The sequence below is a fragment of the Rhizobium sp. 25PS6 genome, assembly GCF_032464655.1.
GTDB classification, from domain to species: Bacteria; Pseudomonadota; Alphaproteobacteria; order Rhizobiales; family Rhizobiaceae; genus Rhizobium; species Rhizobium laguerreae.
On sequence record NZ_JAWDIV010000001.1, the window covers coordinates 1 to 17,097 of the forward strand.

The following is a 17,097-nucleotide window of genomic DNA, read 5'->3' on the forward strand; positions in this document are numbered from 1 at the left end:
ATTGTTGTAGCCGAACTGCTTGTTCTGTGCATCGGCCGTCTGCTTCGCCGGATCGAATTGCGGGGCACCCGGCAGCACGGCATCGCCCCAGCGCAGCAGAATTTCGGCATCATAACCTTCAGCGATAATGCGGTAACCGGGCCGGTGGCTTGCAGATCCTGATCGTGGACCCGTTGCGCCGTTCCGGTACGACTACTTTCCGTCCGTGTTGCCCGATTGTTTTATAGCTGCCTTGAGCACGCCTTCCTGCAGATCCGCCTGGTCTGCAAGAATGGCGGCGGCCTCGTCCAGCAAGACGTCTTTTGCATTCTTGCGGGCATTCTCGATGGCAATATCGGCACTCAGGCTGCGCTCGCCTGCCTCCAGGCCGTCATCTCCAAGATCCTCGCCATCCCCTGCTTTCGCTCGATCCTTGAACCGTTTCTCGCGAGCCGTCGCTTCTTTGCGACGTTCGGTTTCATTGAGGGAAACGACCCCTTTTTCGCGCTGCGCCTTGAGGTCGGCAATGTCTTTTATCAGGCGTTGGAAGTCCGGATCGCTCTCAACCCGCGCATCGTGGCGGCTTTGCAATGTAGGCAGCAACGTCGTGATCGTGTCGACAGCCGTGTACTTCGCAGGTTTGATCTGCGCCCACGGCAGGGCATTGTCATAACTGGTCTCGCCGAAGCTCGCCGGATCGAAAAGTCCTGGCAAGCTGATATCGGGCGTCACGCCGTGCAGCTGCGTCGTACCGCCGTTGACCCGGAAAAACTGGGCAATCGTCACCTTTAGCTCCCCGAATTCGGGTTTGCTGTTGCGGACGATCCGGTCAAGATCGACGACGGTCTGAACGGTGCCCTTGCCGAAACTGGGTTCGCCGACGATCACACCTCGGCCGTAATCCTGGATTGCCGCGGCAAAAATCTCCGAAGCCGACGCCGAGCCGCGATTGATCAGGACACCCATCGGGCCTGTCCAGACAGGCGCTGCAAGCTCCGAGCTCTTGACCTCGACCTTGCCATCGCTGCCGCGTTGCTGAACGACCGGACCATCGCCGATGAACAGGCCAGTCAAATCAATCGCCTCGTCCAATGAACCGCCGCCGTTGTTGCGCAGGTCGATGAGAACGCTGTCGACCTTTTCTTGGCTCAGCTCGCCGAGAAGCTTGGCGACATCGCGGCTTGCACTCTTGTAATCCTTGTCTCCTTTGCGCTTGGCTTCAAAATCCTCATAGAATACCGGCAGGGTAATGATCCCGATTTTACGCGTGACGTCGCCCGCTTTTACGGACAGCACAGTCTTCCGGGCGGCCTGCTTGTCGAGACTGATTTTATCGCGCACCAGGCTGATGACGCGATGCGTGCCCTCAGCTCCGGCATCTGCCGGCAGGATGTCCAAACGCACGACGGAACCCTTTTTCCCGCGTATCATCTGCACGACTTCATCAAGGCGCGTGCCCACCACGTCCTTGATCGCGCCGTCCTTGCCTTGACCAACGCCGGTAATCCGGTCTCCGACCGAGAGCTTGCCGGACAGCTGTGCCGGTCCGCCAGGAACGAGCTCGCGGATCGTCGTGTAGTCGTCGCGCTCCTGCAGGACCGCACCGATACCAAACAGCGAAAGCTTCATCGAGACATTGAAGTCGGCTGAAGCGGCCGTACCGAAATAGTCCGTGTGCGGATCGATCGACGTTGCGTAGGCATCCATGAACGACTGGAAAACGTCGTCGCTTTTGAACTTGTAAGCGCGCTCGAGCGTGTTTTCATAACGTTTGTCGAGTGTTTCTCGAATGGCCGCGTCGTTTTGGCCGCCCAGTTTCAACCGCAACCAATCGCTCTTGACGCGCTTGCGCCAAAGGTCATTGCTCTCGGCCTCCGACTGCGGCCACGGCGCTTTATCGCGCAGCACCGAATAATCTTCCTGCGCGCTGAAATCGAAGCCTTGCTTAAGCAGGTTACGCGCATAGTTCATGCGGTCGACAACGCGCTGCTGATACGCCTTGAACATCGCAAACGGGATCTTCAAGTCCTTCCGCTCGATGGCATCATCGATTTCGCTGCGGTCAGACATGAATCCGTCGATGTCGGCTTGCAGGAAGAGCATGCGATCCGGATCAAGTGACTTGATGAACCCATCCATGACCCTGGCCGACAAGGCGTCGTCGAGTGGGACGGGCTTGTAGCTATACCGCGAAAGAAATTGCGCGCTCAACTCGGCGGCTTGCGCCTGTCGCTTTAGAGGTGCCAGAGCAGGCGGTGATGCAACTTCAGCATATGCGGACTGTGCAATTGCAAGAAATGCACCAAGGAAAAAGTAGGCTATGCGCATTCAGCGTTGATCCAATTGTTAATGCCGAGTGTCGATGTGCGATCTATGTGACGCAATCATGGTTTTTTGGCAACCAAATGGCAAACGACATGGTTTGCAAAGCTGCGGACATATCCGGCGCCTGGTTGGCGTCTCCGCAGCCGGCGCTCAATCCGCCTGCACGTCTTGCCAGGAGTCGAATGTCGCAGCCTGACCGCGACGGCATCCGCTGCGGTCGACAAGATCCCAGACGATGGCTTTTTCGATATAGAAACGCCGCCCTGACTTGGCGATGCGAAGTCCGCGGTAGTCGGCGATAAAGCCATTCGCCGCCACGGCATTCAACAGCCTCTCACGTTCGGCGCGATCCGGTGCCTCCGCCGAAAGACGCGATGGCAAAGTGATAAACTCGTCCCATGAATATTCGAAGCAGGCCTGGGCAGCGCGGTTTGCGTAGATGAAGCGCGGATCGGCGTCGGTGTTGTGGGCAAGGACGACAGCCGGCGACTGGTCGTAAAGCCATTCAGCACCCTGGCCTTCCTGCGTCAGACTGCGTCCCACGCCTCGTTCGAAGCTTTCCGCCATCAGTGCGTAAAATTCGAGATCGTAAGACAAGTCGAGCCCGGCGTCGTTGTAGTTGGCAATCATGCTACACATCCTGGATTGCGGCGAGAGATGTTGACGTGATGGTCTCGCTACAAAATCCTTTTGCGCTACTGAAAGTGCAAGCTCCAAATGCGATGCCATCAAGCGGGGCGACCGGGACTTCGGGCGTCATCTTGGAGGTAGCGTTCAGCGAGCCTTGCCCACATGGCTGCGCCAACCGTCAGGCTGGCATCGGCGAAGTCATATTTGGCGCTGTGCAGGATGGCGGAATTCATGCCGTTGCCGAGACGCAGGAAGCTGCCCGGCTTGTGCTCGAGAAAGTGCGAGAAATCCTCGCTGCCGGGAATGAGCGGGCACGTCGCGACCTTGTCTTCGCCGACCAGTTCCATCGCGACGATCCGGGCAAAATCCGTCTCGGCGGGCGAATTGACGACGACAGGATTGCCGCGATCGTAGTCGATCTCGATGGAAGCATTGTGCCCTTCTGCCACCGAGCGGGCCAGCTTGGTGATGCGTTCCTGCAGGAGGTCGCGAATGCCTGGCTCGAAGGAGCGCACGCTCAATGCCAGCTTGGCATATTCCGGAATGACGTTGACTGCATCGCCGGCATGGATCGTGCCGACGGTAATGACCGCCGTCTGGGTCGGATCGAGGTTGCGCGAGATGATCGTCTGCAGCGAGACGACAAGGTTGCATGCGACGACCACGGGATCGACGGTCAGGTGCGGCCGCGACGCATGGCCGCCTTTGCCCTTGATGGTAATCTCCACGGTGTCCGACGCCGCCATCATCGGGCCGGATCGCATCAGGATGGTGCCTTCAGGAGCGCCGGGGTGGTTGTGGAGACCAAAGATGGCGTCGAACGGAAACCGCTCGAACAGGCCATCGGCGATCATCGCCTGGGCGCCGCTATTCTTGCTCGCCTCTTCCGCCGGCTGAAAGATCAACGTTACCGTGCCGCTGAAGCGGCGGGTGCGGGCGAGATATTCGGCTGCGCCGAGCAGCACTGTTGTGTGGCCGTCATGGCCGCAGGCATGCATCTTGCCGGGGGTGCCGCTGGCATAGGCAAGTCCGGTTTCCTCGACGATCGGCAGCGCGTCCATATCGGCTCGGATGGCGATGCCCTTGCTGCCCTTGCCGGCGCTGAGGCGGGCGACAACGCCATGACCGCCGACATTGCGGGTCACGTCATAACCCCAACCTTCCAGCTTTTCCGCGACATAACGCGCCGTTTCCGCTTCTTCGAAGGAGAGTTCCGGATGGGCATGCAGGTACTGGCGTGTTGCCTTCAGCGCCACCTCCATGGCTTCGAAATCGGAAAGGCGGGCATAGGCATTGTCGAGCGTGGGCATGAAAACATCCAGTATTGGTCGAAAAGGACGATTACTCCGGCCCGAGGGTCGAAGCAGAAGCTGACACCAGTCAGAGAAAACGGGCGAGAAAAGCCTGGGTCCGGGGATGTTGCGGATTGCCGATGACATCCTCGGGCTTGCCCATCTCGACGACATTGCCGGCGTCCATGAACACGACCCGATCGGCCGCTTCACGGGCGAAACCGATCTCGTGGGTCACGACGATCATCGTCAGGCCCTGTTTGGCGAGATCGCGCATGGTGGAGAGAACTTCGCCCACCAGTTCCGGGTCGAGCGCAGAGGTGGGCTCATCGAACAGCATCAGCTTCGGCTTGATCGCCAGGGCGCGGGCGATGGCGACGCGCTGCTGCTGCCCGCCGGAGAGCTGACGGGGATAGCTGCCCGCCTTTTCCGATAGGCCCACTCGCTCCAAAAGCCGCAGGGCGTTCTCGGTCGCGGCCTTGCGGCTTTCGCCGTGCACGCCAATCGGGGCCTCGACGATGTTCTGCAGCACGGTCATATGCGGATAGAGATTGAACTGCTGGAACACCATGCCGATCCTGCGCCGCTGGCTGGCGATCCCGTTGCTCGAGAGCTTTTCCAGCCGGTCTTTGCGGAGGCGATAGCCGATCTGCTCGCCATCGACTTCGATGAACCCTTTATTGATCGCTTCGAGATGGTTGATGCAACGCAGGAAGGTCGACTTTCCCGACCCGGACGGGCCGAGCACCACGACGACTTCACCCGGCATGACATTGAGGTCGATCCCCTTGAGTACTTCGAGCTGGTCGAAGGACTTGTGGACGTTGCGGGCTCTGACGAGAGGCTTTGCAATTTCGGCACCGGTCAATGGCTTGCCTCCTCGGCAAGGGTCTCGGATTTGGCGGCAGCGGCATTGTTGCGCCGTTCGCTGCGGCCGTAATAGGCTTCGATATAGCTCTGGCCGAGATTGAGAATGGAGGTGATAAGCAAGTACCAGAGGACTGCGACCAGCAGCATCGGCACGATCTCGAAGGTGCGGTTATAGATCGACTGGACGGAATAGAGCAGATCGGCCATGGCGATGACGCTGACGAGCGACGTTGCCTTGATCATGCTGATCAGCTGGTTGCCTGTCGGCGGTACGATCGAGCGCATGGCCTGCGGAATGATGATCCGCCACAGCGCCCTCGCCTTGGTCATGCCGAAGGCTTCCGCCGTCTCGAACTGGCCGCGATCGACCGAGAGCAGGCCGCCACGAATGATCTCGGCCATGTAGGCCGCTTCGTTCAAGGCCAGGCCGACGATCGCCGCCGTCATCGGCGTGATCACCGAATTGGTCTCCCAGCTGGCGAGCGTCGGACCGAACGGAATGGTGATCGAAAGTTCGGGAAAGAGGGTCGAGAGATTGTACCAGAAGATCAGCTGTACCAGGAGCGGCGTGCCGCGAAAGAACCAGATGAACAGCGACGCCAGCGAACTGGCGAGCCGGTCATTCGACAGCCGGGCGATCGCCAGTCCGAGGCCGAGAACAATGCCGATGGCCATCGCGACCACTGTGAGGCCCAAGCTGACGTAAAGGCCGCTGATGACAGTCGGATCGAAGAAATAGGCCGCGACGACAGGCCAGCCGAAATTCTCGTTATGAGCGACGATCCACAGGAAATTCGCAGCAATCAAGAGCACGGCCACCCATAGGACGAGCCGGCCCGTTTGAAAGGGCTTGTGGGCATGGGCAACGTCCCGGAAGTCTGCACCGCCCAAAGGCGGTGCAGCAGTCGTGCGATCGTTGCTCATTTCGGCAGGGCTCCACCAAGATTGATGCCGGGCTGCTTGATCATGTTGTTCTCAAGACCCCACTTCTTCATGATGGCGGCATAGGCGCCGTTATCCATCAACGCCTTGATCGAGTCGAGCAGAACGGGGCCGAGCGGCGAGCCCTTCGGCACGACGGCGCCCTGATAGAGATCCTCGAACCCGTTTTTCTGGCCGACGCCGCTCAATTCCAGCTGGCCGTTTGCCTGAGACACGAAATAGGTCAGCGGTGCCTGCGAGGAGAAGAAGGCATCGGCGCGTTTGGAGCGGACTGCCAGGATCGAGCTCGGCTGATCAGTATAGGACTGCACTTCGGGCGCAGGCTTGCCGTCGGTCTTGCACTTTTCAACCTGGGCCTGGATCACCTTTTCGGCGGAGCCGCCGGCCATGACTGCAATGCGATTGCCGCAGGCGCTGTCGAGCGAGGTGATGGCCTTCGGATTGCCCTTCTGGACGGAGAAGACCACGTATTCCTGAACCCAGTCGACGAAATCATTGGCCTCTTCACGGCTCTTGAAGTCACCGATCGGGCCGAAGGCGAACTGGTAGCGGCCGGAATTGATGCCGGCGAGCAACGCGCTCAACCCGCTGACGGTTTCGTGCTCGATCTCGACGCCGAGCATCTGGCCGATCGCATCGGTCAGATCGGCGCTGGCGCCGGTCAGTTTCGTACCGGTGACGATCTCATAGGGAGGAAAGGAACCGTTGTTGACCGAGATCATCTTGCCGTCCGTGCGGATCTTCTCCGGCAGGCGGGCGCGAAGAGCGTCGTTGACGGTCTGCTTTGGCACGGCCGCCTCCTGGGCGAAGACCGACGTCGTCATCATCAGACCCAGCAGAGCGGCGGAAGCGATCAGTTTCGAATGCATGTCATTCCCCTTTTTGGTTTTGCGAAAATGGTAATTCAACGATGAGGCCTGCGAAGAGTTTCCGGGCCTTGTTCATCGCGCTTTGGCGTGCCACGGAAACAGATCGGCGGGCGTCAAAAGGCGCGGCATGATCTTCTGTTCGTAGAGTTCCTCGGCAAAGTCGGAGATCATTGCCTCGTTCTCAGCAAGCCCGCTGGCTCTCCAGGTCGGCGGCAGATCAGCCGCGCAGCGGCGCAGTTCGTCGATCATCCAGGGCGTGGTGTCGGCGTATTTCTCACGCTTTTCCAGCCACAGACGCTGGGACTCGTCGATCAGCTCGCCGAGTTCATCCATGATCCAAGGATGCTCCTGGACGATATCAGCCTTAAAGCCGATCAGATGCATGCCCGGGATGTAGCCAACTTCGTGGAAGTAAGTGACTTCAGCGGCGCGGAAATCATCCAGCACCTGGCGGAGCGGCGATTCTTGATCAAAGAAACCTTTCGGCATGAAAGGCGTGAACACAGCATCGAGCCCGCCATCCAGCAAGAGATCGACCATCGGGCGCTCGCCGGGAGCAGCCTCGATGCGGCCACGCCGTCCAAAACCATCGAGACGGTCAACGATCGGATGAGCTTCCGTCAGGCGCCCGGCATACCACATGGCATCCTCGACGCCGACGCCTTCCCGGCGCAGAGCGGCACGGGTCCAGGTATTTCCGGAATCACGCCAGCCGGTCACGCCGATGTTCTTACCGGCCAAATCGGACAGCTTGCGGATCGGACTGCCCTTGGCGGTGATAATGCAGCGATGGCGGAAGCCGCGCATGATGAAGTTCGGCATGCCAATGACCCGATCATCGCCGTCATGACGCATCTGCGAATAGCGGCTGAAGGACATTTCCGCGGCGTCGTGCGTCGGATCATCGGCAAGGCTGGAGACCAGCGTGCCCACACGTTCCACTTTAATATGGAGACGGGAAGAGCTGACATCACCGAGCACAAGCGGTGTCATGTAATCCCAGTCCCGGAGGGCGATGCGAAGCGTCACTGGCATGCAAAAACTCACAAAATTGCTCGACGAGTGGCAAATTAAATGTTCAAAATAGAGAGTACAAATGTTATTACGTTATTGAACATTTAAAGTGAGAGAAAAATGGGCGACACGGTCGAAGCCTCCTGGTTTGCCGAAAAAATAGCCGACCGAAGCATCAGAGGGATCGCTCTCGAAACGAGCGCGCTGATCCGTGCCGGTGTCCTGCCCATTGGGACGCGCCTGCCGGCGATCCGCGATATCGCTTACGAATTGCATGTCAGTCCGGCAACGATCTCCGAAGCCTGGAGCGAATTGCGGCGGCAGAAGATCATCAGCGGTCGGGGGCGCAACGGCACCTGGGTCAGCGGCGACCGCTTTGTCGCCAAGCCGGAACGTCTTGCCAGCTCGGGAAATTATGCGGCAGGTGTGCTCGACCTCACCTTAGCCGGACCGGATGCAGCACTTCTTCCTCGTCTCGCCGAAGCAATGGCCTATGGCGCGTCCGTTGATAACCTCAACAGCTATGAGCGCAGCCGGATCGTCCCTGAGTTGAAGGACGCCGTTTCAGAGCGATGGCCTTATGCGGCGGAAGCCTTTCTGGCTACCAATGGCGGTTACAACGCCGTCTATACGATATTGCATGCGCTGGTTTCCTCGGGTTCGTCGGTCGCGATCGAACATCCGACCGCGATGCGGCTGCTCGATATTCTGGAAGACCTCGGCGTAAAAATCATCCCTGTCGCCTGCGACGGCGAAGGCCCCCTGCCGGATTCGCTGCGCGAAGCATTGCAGCAACGTCCGGCGGCTTTTCTATTCCAGCCGCGGCTGCATTCCGTGACCGGCGTTGCGGTCAGTTCATCCCGCCTCGGTCAGCTCGGCGAAGTGCTGGAAGACAGCGATACGCTTATTATCGAGGATGACGGCGTCGGCGACGTGTCGGCGGCACCTCCGCAGTCGCTGGGCGGCCGATTTGCGGAGCGGACGATCCATATCCTCTCACTCTCGAAAAGCCTCGGCCCGGATCTGCGTCTCGCGGTCTTGTCGAGTTCCGCGCCGATCGTCGATCAGATCCAGTCTTACCGCTCCTTCAGCGCCGGCTGGACCAGCCGTATCCTGCAAGGTGCCACCGCCTGGCTACTGCGCGATCCGGCAACCTGGCGGCTCATCGCCGAGGCGCGCGAGATCTATCAGCAGAGGCGGGACGCTCTTGCCGATGCGCTCGGCGAACGGGGCATAGCGATACCGCCAGGCCAGGGCCTGTGCCTCTGGGTGCCCGTCGTCTCCGAACCATTCGCGATGGTGACACTCGCCGCACGCAATATCGCCGTCAATCCAGGCAGCAAATTCTCGGTCCTGCCAAGCAGTCACATCCGTGTCGCGACCAGCACGCTCAGCGATCGCTGTGGGGAAGCCGCCGATGCGATCGCGCTGGCTCATACGCCGTGAAAGGCAGGGCCGCAGCCCACCTCTCTGATCCCCGGTCAGTCCGCGCAAGTCCGGAAACTACTTTCCCTCAAGCCACTCCTGCAGCTCCGCCTCGGCTCGCTCCAGAGCGCTGTAGTTCAGGAGTTTGCGCAGGAAAGCGACGGTGACTGCGCGGGCGCGGAGATTGAAGCGGCCGTCCTCGTGGTCGTCGCCGGCGCTCTGGTAGACGTCGAGCTTGTCGTAGAGCTGCTGCAGGCGGTTCTGCACGCTGCGCAGCGAAAGGCCCCGACGTTTGGCGATGGCCCGGTCGGTGAGGCCGAGCGCGATATCGACGAGGATTTCGTATTCGGAATCGGTGAAGCCGTTCGTCTGGCCGAGGCTCTTCTGCTGCAGGCCCCGCACCTCGCGGTCGATGACGCACTGGCTCTCGATGAAGATCGAGCGCAGCGCAAGCTTCAGCCGCTCGTCGGAGGCGGATTTCAGCACATAGCCATAGGCGGCGCCATCCGGCACGATGCGGGAGACGCCGCGCACATAGGCCTCGTCCGAGTAATTCGACCAGAACAGGATGCGGGTCTCCGGCCGCTCCTTCCAGATGGTGCGCGCCGCTTCGATGCCGTTGCGGTTCGCCATCTGCAGGTCCATGACGATATGCGCCGACTTGTGGTCGCGGGCGAGCTTCTCGCCGACGGTTCCGTTCTCCGCCTCGATCACCGTGTCGCATTCCGGCAGAGCCGCGTTGACCGCCTCGTGCAGATAGGACCGGTGCAGCGGGTCGTCCTCGACGATCAGAACCTTCATCATGCCCTTCTCCTCAGTTTGGCCCGCTCGGCGGGTCGTTCGGTACGAGCGGTAGCACGACGCGCACCGCAGTCCCGCGATTGTTGTGGCCGGGGCCGGTCATGAACCGCGCCGAAATCAGCCGCGCACGGGTCTTCATATTGTCGATGCCGCCGCCGATCCGTCCCCGCGCCTTGGCGAGGCCGGTTCCGTCGTCGGAGATTTCGATCGATAGCCGGTCGTCATCGGCCTCGAGCCGCACCGTGACGGCCAGTGGCGCGGCATGGCGCACCGCATTGTTGATCGCCTCCTGGGCGATCCGGAACAGCGCGACGCTGACAGTCGGTTCCAGTCGCTCCAGTGCGCCGTGCGTCTCGTCGACAAGGCCCCACTCGATCCCCGATCCCGTGTCGCGGGTCGATCGGTCCAGATGATGCTCGATCGCCTGGGCGAGACCGAAGAGCTGGAGCACGGAGGGTTTTGCCTGCTCGATGATCTGCCGCAGATCCTGCATGCAATGCTGCAGAGAACGGGAGACGGGCTCCAGCGCCTCGGGCGTCACCTCGCCGTTGCGTGACAGCCGATCGATCCGGCGGGCGAGCCGGGTCAGGTCGGCGAGCGTCTGGTCGTGCAGGTCCATGCCGATGCGCTGGCGCTCCTGCTCCAGAGCTTCGGTAAGCTTCAGCGCACCTTGCCGCAAACCCTCCTCGCGGGCGCGGGCCTCTGCCTCGACAATGGCCGAGCGTTGCGCCTGCTCGGCCGCCTGCAGCGCGAAGAAATAGGGCGTCAGCAGGTCGGCGATGATGCGGGCGCGTTCGATATCCTCCATCGTATAGACGCCCGCCCTGTGCGACGAACAGGAGAGTGCTGCGATGATCGTGCCCTGCACCTTCATCGGCACGTGCAAGCGGCTCCTCAGCAACTGTTCGACGATCGGCCGCTTGAAGGCGCCCTCGAAGTGGAAACGCGGGTCGGTCATGGCGTCGTCCGCCAGCAAAAAATCCACCTCGCCCCAGAGCAGCGAACGGATGGGGCTGTTGACAACAGGCGCGCCGGCAAGGCCGCCCCAGGCAGTCTCGATGCCCGTCTCATAGGCCGTGTGGTAGTTGCCGCCCTCAAGCAGCACGCAGACATCGAGATGGTCGTGCGGGATGATATGGGCGACTTCGGCCGCGACGGAACGGATAGCCGAGCGGAAGTCGAGCTGGCCCGCGAGCAGCCGGGAAATGCCGAGATAATGGTCGAACATGGCTGCGGGTACGAGATGCAGCATCGTCAGTTCCTCCCCGAGGCGGCAGCAGGCTCCTCAACCCGCCGCGACCCTTCGCAGTAAGCGCCTGCGGAAGCGCCGCCGTCTTGCGTAAACCCGCAGCTTGTTGCGCAAATCCCGCAAACGGATTGCCGCCTTGCCCCTGTACAGGCCGGTCGATCTCCCGCATCCTGCCCTTACTGAGAGGAGGAAGCTCAGTGCAAGAACAATTTTCACTCGGACCCAATTGGGCCGGCAGGAGTGAAGCGATCCGCCGACCAGCGCGATCATCAGGGAGGAAGACATGACAATCCGTAAGATGCTTCTGGCATCGGCCGCTATTGCTTGCGCCGCGATGCCCGTTTCCGCCTTTGCCGACACGTCGGCCAAGAAGATCGCCCTTTCCAACAACTATGCCGGCAACTCCTGGCGCCAGGCCATGCTGACGAGCTGGGGCAAGGTGACGGGCGAAGCCGTGAAGGCCGGCACCGTTGCCGCAGCCGACCCTTTCACCACCGCCGAGAACCAGGCGACGGAGCAGGCCGCGCAGATCCAGAACATGATCCTGCAGGGTTATGACGCCATCGTGCTGAACGCCGCCTCGCCGACGGCGCTGAACGGCGCGGTCAAGGAGGCCTGCGACGCTGGCATCACCGTCGTGTCCTTCGACGGCATCGTCACCGAACCCTGCGCCTGGCGCATCGCCGTCAACTTCAAGGAAATGGGCCGCAGTGAGGTCGAGTACTTGTCGAAAAAACTTCCGGACGGCGGCAACCTGCTCGAGATCCGCGGCCTTGCCGGTGTCTTCGTCGACGACGAAATCTCGGCGGGCATCCACGAGGGCGTCAAGCAGTTCCCGCAGTTCAAGATTGTCGGCTCCGTTCACGGCGACTGGGCGCAGGACGTGGCGCAGAAGGCTGTTGCCGGTATCCTGCCGAGCCTTCCTGACATCGCTGGCGTGGTAACGCAGGGCGGCGACGGCTATGGCGCCGCACAGGCGATTGCAGCGACCGACCGGAAGATGCCGATCATTATCATGGGCAACCGCGAAGACGAACTGAAGTGGTGGAAGGAGCAGAAGGACGCGAAGGGTTATGAGACCATGTCCGTGTCCATCGCCCCCGGCGTCTCCACGCTCGCCTTCTGGGTGGCGCAACAGATCCTCGACGGCAAAGAAGTCAAGAAGGACCTCGTCGTGCCCTTCCTGCGCATCGACCAGGACAATCTCGAGACCAACCTTGCCAATACCCAGGCCGGTGGCGTCGCCAACGTGGAATACACGCAAGCAGACGCAATCAAGGTCATCGAGTCGGCAAAGTAAATCTCCCGGCGACTGCCGCGCGGCCGCAGAAGGTCGCGCGGCATTTTTTGCAAGCAGGCATGGCGGGCAGCATGGATGACGTTTTGAAGGCGGTGATCGCCGTCGATGGCGCCAAGGTGAGCTTCGGCGCGGTCAGGGCACTCGATGGCGTGACCCTCCACGTCATGCCGGGCGAATGCGTCGGGCTTGTCGGACACAATGGCGCCGGCAAGTCCACTATCGTCAGCGTCATCAACGGCGGTCTCGCGCCGCATGAAGGAAGTGTGGCGAGCGACGGCGAGCGGCTGGAGCGCTATGGCATCAACGCGGCGCGTGCCCGCGGCGTGCGCTGCGTCTTCCAGGAGCTTTCGCTCTGCCCCAACCTTTCGATCATCGAGAACACGCGCATCATGCATCGCCATCTCGGTGGTTTGGGCTGGCGAAGGCGCGCCGCAAGAATCATCCAGACGAGCCTCGACGCCGTCTTTCCCGGCCACGGCATCGACAGCAGCCGGGCCGTGGGAGATCTTTCGATCGCCGAGCGGCAGATGGTCGAGATATCAATGGCCTTTTCCGACGCCGGCATTGCGCCGCGTTTGGTGATCCTCGACGAGCCGACCTCGTCGCTCGATGCAAGCCTTGCCAGGCAGATGCTCGACCATGTCCGCCGCTTCATCGCCACCGGCGGGTCCGTCATCTTCATCTCGCATATCCTGCACGAGATCCTCGAAACCGCCGATCGCATCGTCGTCATGAAGGACGGCCGCGTTGTCGCCGAGCGCCCGGCGCGGGGCTTTGACCACCACGGCCTCGTGGAAGCCATGGGAACCGTTGCGAAGGAGGAAACCAAGCGCTCGGCCCGCGAACAATCCACCGCTCCGCTCATTCTGTCCCATCAGGCAAAGGGCCTTCCCTTTGCGGCCCGCAAGGGCGAGATCATCGGACTGGCGGGCCTGGCGGGCCATGGGCAGACCGAGCTCCTGCTCGCCCTGCATGCCGCCCAGTCGAGCAACTGGCTGCCGGAGAGAGATCCGCTCGTCACCTTCGTTGCCGGCGACCGCCGCCTCAACGGCGTCTTCGAGCTGTGGAGCATCCTGCGCAACTTCTCCATCGCCTCGCTCGGTGACCTCTCCCGGCGCGGCCTCATCCTGGCGGACGAAGAGGAGACGAAAGGCGCCGACTGGAAGCGGCGGATCGAGATCCGCACCCCCGATATGGACAATCGCATCCTGTCGCTTTCGGGCGGCAACCAGCAAAAAGTGCTTTTTGCGCGCGCGCTTGCGACGCGCGCACCTGTCGTCCTGATGGACGATCCGATGCGCGGTGTCGACGTCGGCACCAAGCAGGAGGTCTACGCGATTATCCGCGAGGAAGCGGCGCGCGGCCGCACCTTCATCTGGTACTCGACCGAGATGGACGAGGTTCGCCTCTGCGACCGCGTCTACGTCTTCCGCGAAGGCCGCATCACCACCGAACTTGCCGGTGATGCCGTCAACGAGACGAGTATCATCGCCGCCTCCTTCGAGGGGGCTGCTGCATGACGTTCCGGCTGTCGTCCGACGCCCTGCGTCTTGCCATTCCCGCCTTGTCGCTGACGCTGCTGCTTGCCGCCGTCTTCTGGCTGCAGCCGCGCGCCATGAGCTATGTCGGGCTCAACCTGCTGTTCAACCTGGCTGTGCCGATCGCGCTTGCGACGATCGCCCAGATGATCGTGATGGCGGTCAACGATCTCGATCTCTCGATGGGCGCCTTCGTCAGCTTCGTCGCCTGCGTCACCGCGACCTTTCTGCGGGATGCCCCGTTGATCGGCGTGCTGATCCTGGCCGGCGCGATCGCAACCTATGCGGCGCTCGGCGTTGTCATCTATCTGCGCAACCTGCCGTCCATTGTCGTGACCCTCGGCATGAGCTTCGTCTGGGGCGGCCTTGCCGTCCTGCTGCTGCCGGCACCGGGCGGGCAAGCGCCGGACTGGGTGCGCTGGTTGATGACCGTCAAGCCGCCGCTCGCGCCGATGGCGATCGTCGCCAGCATCGTCATCGCCTTGGTCGCTCATCTTCTCGTCATGCGGTCGTCGCTCGGCGTGCTGATGCGCGGCATTGGCGGCAACCAACGCTCGGTCGAGCGCGCCGGCTGGTCGATTGTCGGGGCGCGCGCGAGCGCCTATGGTCTTGCCGGTCTCTTCGCGGTGCTCGCCGGCATCGCCCTCGTCGGCCTGACGACCTCGGCCGATGCCAATATCGCGCTGCGCTACACGCTGCTGTCGATCGCTGGCGTGATCCTCGGCGGCGGCGAGTTCATCGGCGGCCGTGTCTCCCCGATCGGTGCCGTCATCGGTGCGCTGACGCTGACGCTTGCCGGCTCGTTCCTGTCCTTCCTGCGCATCTCGCCGGATTGGCAGATCGGGGCTCAGGGCGCGATCCTGATCATCGTGCTGGCACTTCGGCTGATGCTGAACCGCCTGGAGAAGCGGGAGAAACGCCGATGACCCCGCTCCTTCGCCTCTTCCGCAAACCCTGGATCTGGTCGTGGCTTGCCGCCTTCGTCGTCTGGTTCCTGACGATCATGGTGACGCTCGGCGCCAGCGCGCTCGGCCTGTCGCAGGCAGCCCTCACCTTCGCGGCCTTCTCGGTCATCGTCGGCATCGGCCAGATGTTCGTCATCACGCTCGGTCCCGGCAATATCGATCTCTCGGTTCCCGCCACCATGACGCTTGCCGGCACGGTGGCGCTGAAGCTGATGAATGTCGAAAACGGCATGATCCTGCCCGGCCTTCTCGTTGCCATCGTCATCGGCCTTGTCGTCGGCCTCGGCAACTATGCGCTCATCAAGGCGCTGCGCATTCCGCCGATCATCGCCACGCTGTCCATGAGCTTCATCGTGCAGTCCGCCGCGATCTGGACGAACCGGGGCTTGCGCATCAAGCCGCCGAGCGTGCTGGCGGAATTCACCACGTCGAACGCGCTCAGCGTGCCGAATGTGGCGATCGTGGCATTCCTCATCTCGCTGCTTGCCTGGTTCCTGCTCGAGAAGACGATCTACGGACGCTGGATCTCGGCGATTGGCCAGAGCATGCCGGCAGCGCGCATGGCCGGCATACCGGTCGACGGCACACGTTTCGTCACCTACCTCTTCTGCGCGGTGCTCGCATCGGTCGCAGGCTACCTGCTCGCCTGCTTCTCCGGCGGCGCGGCGCTCAACATGGGCTCGGAATATCTCCTGATGTCGATCGCTGTCGTCGTGATCGGCGGCACGGCGGTCGCCGGCGGCGATTCCAACGTGCCGGGCATCTGGGGTGCATCGCTCTTCATGTTCCTGGTCGTCTCCATGCTCAACACTTACGGGCTCGGCGCGGGCATCCGCCTGATCATGACCGGGCTCATCATCATCAGCGTCATCATGCTCGCCGGCGGTCGCCGGGCCGGCATGCGATAAACGGAAAGACCGCCATGGCCGAAGCCAGTATCTACGAAATCCACGACCCGCGCTTCCGGCAGATGATCGTGACCAGCGCCGGTCTCGAGGAGCTCTATTCCGGCTGCCGCTGGGCGGAGGGTCCCGTCTGGTTCAACGACGCGAACCAGCTGCTCTGGAGCGACATTCCCAACCAGCGCATGCTGCGATGGACGCCCGAGAGCGGCGTCTCCGTCTATCGCCAACCGTCCAACTTCACCAACGGCCATACGCGCGACCGGCAGGGACGGCTGATCTCCTGCGAACATGGGAGGCGCCGCGTCACCCGCACCGAGGTCGACGGCTCGATCACCGTGCTCGCCGACCGTTTCGAGGGCGCCAGGCTCAATTCGCCGAACGATGTGGTGGTGAAGTCCGACGGCTCGATCTGGTTCACCGATCCGACCTACGGCATCATGTCGGACTACGAAGGTTTTCGCGCCGAGCCGGAGCAACCAACCCGCAACGTCTACCGGCTCGATCCGATGACAGGCGCGCTTGCGGCTGTCGTCACGGATTTCATCCAGCCGAACGGCCTCGCCTTCTCGCCCGACGAGACAATCCTCTATGTGGCAGATTCGGCCGCAAGCCATGACGAAAGCCTGCCGCGCCACATCCGCGCTTTCGATGTGATCGACGGCATCAGGCTGGCAAACGGCCGCGTCTTCTGCCTCATCGACAACGGCATCCCGGACGGCATCCGCACAGATGTGAACGGAAACCTCTGGTCGAGCGCGGGCGATGGCGTGCACTGCTTCGATCCGACGGGCAAGCTGATCGGCAAGATCCGCGTACCGCAGACCGTCGCCAACCTCACCTTCGGCGGCCCCCAACGCAACCGGCTGTTTATCGCGGCGACGCGGTCGGTTTATTCGGTCTATGTCGCCGTGAGTGGGGCGCAGGTGCCGTGAGGTTGGTCGCCTTGAACGGTTTCGAACCGTTGGCCGGTGAACCCTCCTGCGCCGTTCCCTG

At 61.9% G+C, this 17,097-nt stretch carries 15 protein-coding genes and 1 pseudogene; 6 read left to right on the forward strand and 10 right to left on the reverse strand.

Annotation, left to right across the window (positions count from 1 at the left end; all coding sequences use genetic code 11):
* The 8 genes and pseudogenes from RWK44_RS35010 to RWK44_RS00035 form a co-directional block, all read right to left on the reverse strand.
* Window positions 1-126, reverse strand: a pseudogene (locus tag RWK44_RS35010) (alkaline phosphatase PhoX); the annotation flags it as partial.
* Between the two features lie 66 nt (window positions 127-192).
* Complete coding sequence (locus RWK44_RS00005) at window positions 193-2,307, reverse strand: carboxy terminal-processing peptidase (protein WP_316028146.1); 2,115 nt, start codon at window positions 2,305-2,307, stop codon at window positions 193-195.
* A gap of 147 nt (window positions 2,308-2,454) precedes the next feature.
* Window positions 2,455-2,934 carry an MEKHLA domain-containing protein gene (locus tag RWK44_RS00010; protein WP_316028147.1) on the reverse strand — a complete coding sequence of 160 codons (480 nt, stop codon included), beginning with the start codon at window positions 2,932-2,934 and terminating at the stop codon, window positions 2,455-2,457.
* A gap of 98 nt (window positions 2,935-3,032) precedes the next feature.
* On the reverse strand, window positions 3,033-4,244 hold the full coding sequence (locus RWK44_RS00015) for a M20 aminoacylase family protein (protein ID WP_316028148.1): 1,212 nt from the start codon (window positions 4,242-4,244) through the stop codon (window positions 3,033-3,035).
* 70 nt (window positions 4,245-4,314) lie between these two features.
* Window positions 4,315-5,094 carry an amino acid ABC transporter ATP-binding protein gene (locus tag RWK44_RS00020; RefSeq protein ID WP_316028149.1) on the reverse strand — a complete coding sequence of 260 codons (780 nt, stop codon included), beginning with the start codon at window positions 5,092-5,094 and terminating at the stop codon, window positions 4,315-4,317.
* Window positions 5,091-6,020 (reverse strand): amino acid ABC transporter permease, encoded by a 930-nt coding sequence (locus RWK44_RS00025; protein ID WP_316028150.1) that lies wholly within the window; start codon window positions 6,018-6,020, stop codon window positions 5,091-5,093. Before RWK44_RS00025 ends, RWK44_RS00020 begins: the two co-directional genes overlap by 4 nt.
* The gene (locus RWK44_RS00030; protein ID WP_316028151.1) at window positions 6,017-6,907 is read right to left on the reverse strand and encodes an ABC transporter substrate-binding protein; all 891 of its coding nucleotides are present in this window, start codon (window positions 6,905-6,907) and stop codon (window positions 6,017-6,019) included. The genes RWK44_RS00025 and RWK44_RS00030 overlap by 4 nt, the downstream gene beginning before the upstream one ends.
* Before the next feature lie 72 nt (window positions 6,908-6,979).
* The gene (locus RWK44_RS00035; protein ID WP_316028152.1) at window positions 6,980-7,942 is read right to left on the reverse strand and encodes a nitrate ABC transporter substrate-binding protein; all 963 of its coding nucleotides are present in this window, start codon (window positions 7,940-7,942) and stop codon (window positions 6,980-6,982) included.
* A gap of 99 nt (window positions 7,943-8,041) precedes the next feature.
* On the opposite strand from RWK44_RS00035, the gene RWK44_RS00040 reads away from it, so the two are divergent.
* The gene (locus tag RWK44_RS00040) at window positions 8,042-9,367 is read left to right on the forward strand and encodes an aminotransferase-like domain-containing protein (RefSeq protein WP_316028153.1); all 1,326 of its coding nucleotides are present in this window, start codon (window positions 8,042-8,044) and stop codon (window positions 9,365-9,367) included.
* A gap of 57 nt (window positions 9,368-9,424) precedes the next feature.
* On the opposite strand, the gene RWK44_RS00045 is transcribed toward RWK44_RS00040, so the two are convergent.
* On the reverse strand, window positions 9,425-10,147 hold the full coding sequence (locus RWK44_RS00045; RefSeq protein ID WP_003562390.1) for a response regulator transcription factor: 723 nt from the start codon (window positions 10,145-10,147) through the stop codon (window positions 9,425-9,427).
* 13 nt (window positions 10,148-10,160) lie between these two features.
* Complete coding sequence (locus tag RWK44_RS00050; RefSeq protein ID WP_222000415.1) at window positions 10,161-11,399, reverse strand: GAF domain-containing sensor histidine kinase; 1,239 nt, start codon at window positions 11,397-11,399, stop codon at window positions 10,161-10,163.
* Window positions 11,400-11,679: 280 nt separating this feature from the next.
* On the opposite strand from RWK44_RS00050, the gene RWK44_RS00055 reads away from it, so the two are divergent.
* The 5 genes from RWK44_RS00055 to RWK44_RS00075 all read left to right on the forward strand — a co-directional run bounded on the left by RWK44_RS00055 (window position 11,680) and on the right by RWK44_RS00075 (window position 17,036).
* On the forward strand, window positions 11,680-12,696 hold the full coding sequence (locus RWK44_RS00055) for an ABC transporter substrate-binding protein (protein WP_025396862.1): 1,017 nt from the start codon (window positions 11,680-11,682) through the stop codon (window positions 12,694-12,696).
* 71 nt (window positions 12,697-12,767) lie between these two features.
* Window positions 12,768-14,216, forward strand: coding sequence for a sugar ABC transporter ATP-binding protein (locus RWK44_RS00060; protein ID WP_168281402.1), 1,449 nt, complete (start codon window positions 12,768-12,770; stop codon window positions 14,214-14,216).
* A complete protein-coding gene (locus RWK44_RS00065) occupies window positions 14,213-15,160 on the forward strand; it encodes an ABC transporter permease (protein WP_168281400.1) in 948 nt (315 codons plus the stop codon). The genes RWK44_RS00060 and RWK44_RS00065 overlap by 4 nt, the downstream gene beginning before the upstream one ends.
* Window positions 15,157-16,107 (forward strand): ABC transporter permease, encoded by a 951-nt coding sequence (locus RWK44_RS00070; protein WP_316028154.1) that lies wholly within the window; start codon window positions 15,157-15,159, stop codon window positions 16,105-16,107. The genes RWK44_RS00065 and RWK44_RS00070 overlap by 4 nt, the downstream gene beginning before the upstream one ends.
* 14 nt (window positions 16,108-16,121) lie before the next feature.
* Window positions 16,122-17,036 carry an SMP-30/gluconolactonase/LRE family protein gene (locus tag RWK44_RS00075; RefSeq protein WP_222000414.1) on the forward strand — a complete coding sequence of 305 codons (915 nt, stop codon included), beginning with the start codon at window positions 16,122-16,124 and terminating at the stop codon, window positions 17,034-17,036.
* Window positions 17,037-17,097 lie beyond the last annotated feature (61 nt).

Coding starts and splice junctions, on each gene's coding strand:
- RWK44_RS00005 (WP_316028146.1), bottom strand. CDS start 2,307: ATGCGCATAGCCTACTTTTTCCTTGGTGCATTTCTTGCAATTGCACAG.
- RWK44_RS00010 (WP_316028147.1), bottom strand. CDS start 2,934: ATGATTGCCAACTACAACGACGCCGGGCTCGACTTGTCTTACGATCTC.
- RWK44_RS00015 (WP_316028148.1), bottom strand. CDS start 4,244: ATGCCCACGCTCGACAATGCCTATGCCCGCCTTTCCGATTTCGAAGCC.
- RWK44_RS00025 (WP_316028150.1), bottom strand. CDS start 6,020: ATGAGCAACGATCGCACGACTGCTGCACCGCCTTTGGGCGGTGCAGAC.
- RWK44_RS00030 (WP_316028151.1), bottom strand. CDS start 6,907: ATGCATTCGAAACTGATCGCTTCCGCCGCTCTGCTGGGTCTGATGATG.
- RWK44_RS00035 (WP_316028152.1), bottom strand. CDS start 7,942: ATGCCAGTGACGCTTCGCATCGCCCTCCGGGACTGGGATTACATGACA.
- RWK44_RS00040 (WP_316028153.1), top strand. CDS start 8,042: ATGGGCGACACGGTCGAAGCCTCCTGGTTTGCCGAAAAAATAGCCGAC.
- RWK44_RS00045 (WP_003562390.1), bottom strand. CDS start 10,147: ATGAAGGTTCTGATCGTCGAGGACGACCCGCTGCACCGGTCCTATCTG.
- RWK44_RS00050 (WP_222000415.1), bottom strand. CDS start 11,399: ATGCTGCATCTCGTACCCGCAGCCATGTTCGACCATTATCTCGGCATT.
- RWK44_RS00055 (WP_025396862.1), top strand. CDS start 11,680: ATGACAATCCGTAAGATGCTTCTGGCATCGGCCGCTATTGCTTGCGCC.
- RWK44_RS00060 (WP_168281402.1), top strand. CDS start 12,768: ATGGATGACGTTTTGAAGGCGGTGATCGCCGTCGATGGCGCCAAGGTG.
- RWK44_RS00065 (WP_168281400.1), top strand. CDS start 14,213: ATGACGTTCCGGCTGTCGTCCGACGCCCTGCGTCTTGCCATTCCCGCC.
- RWK44_RS00070 (WP_316028154.1), top strand. CDS start 15,157: ATGACCCCGCTCCTTCGCCTCTTCCGCAAACCCTGGATCTGGTCGTGG.
- RWK44_RS00075 (WP_222000414.1), top strand. CDS start 16,122: ATGGCCGAAGCCAGTATCTACGAAATCCACGACCCGCGCTTCCGGCAG.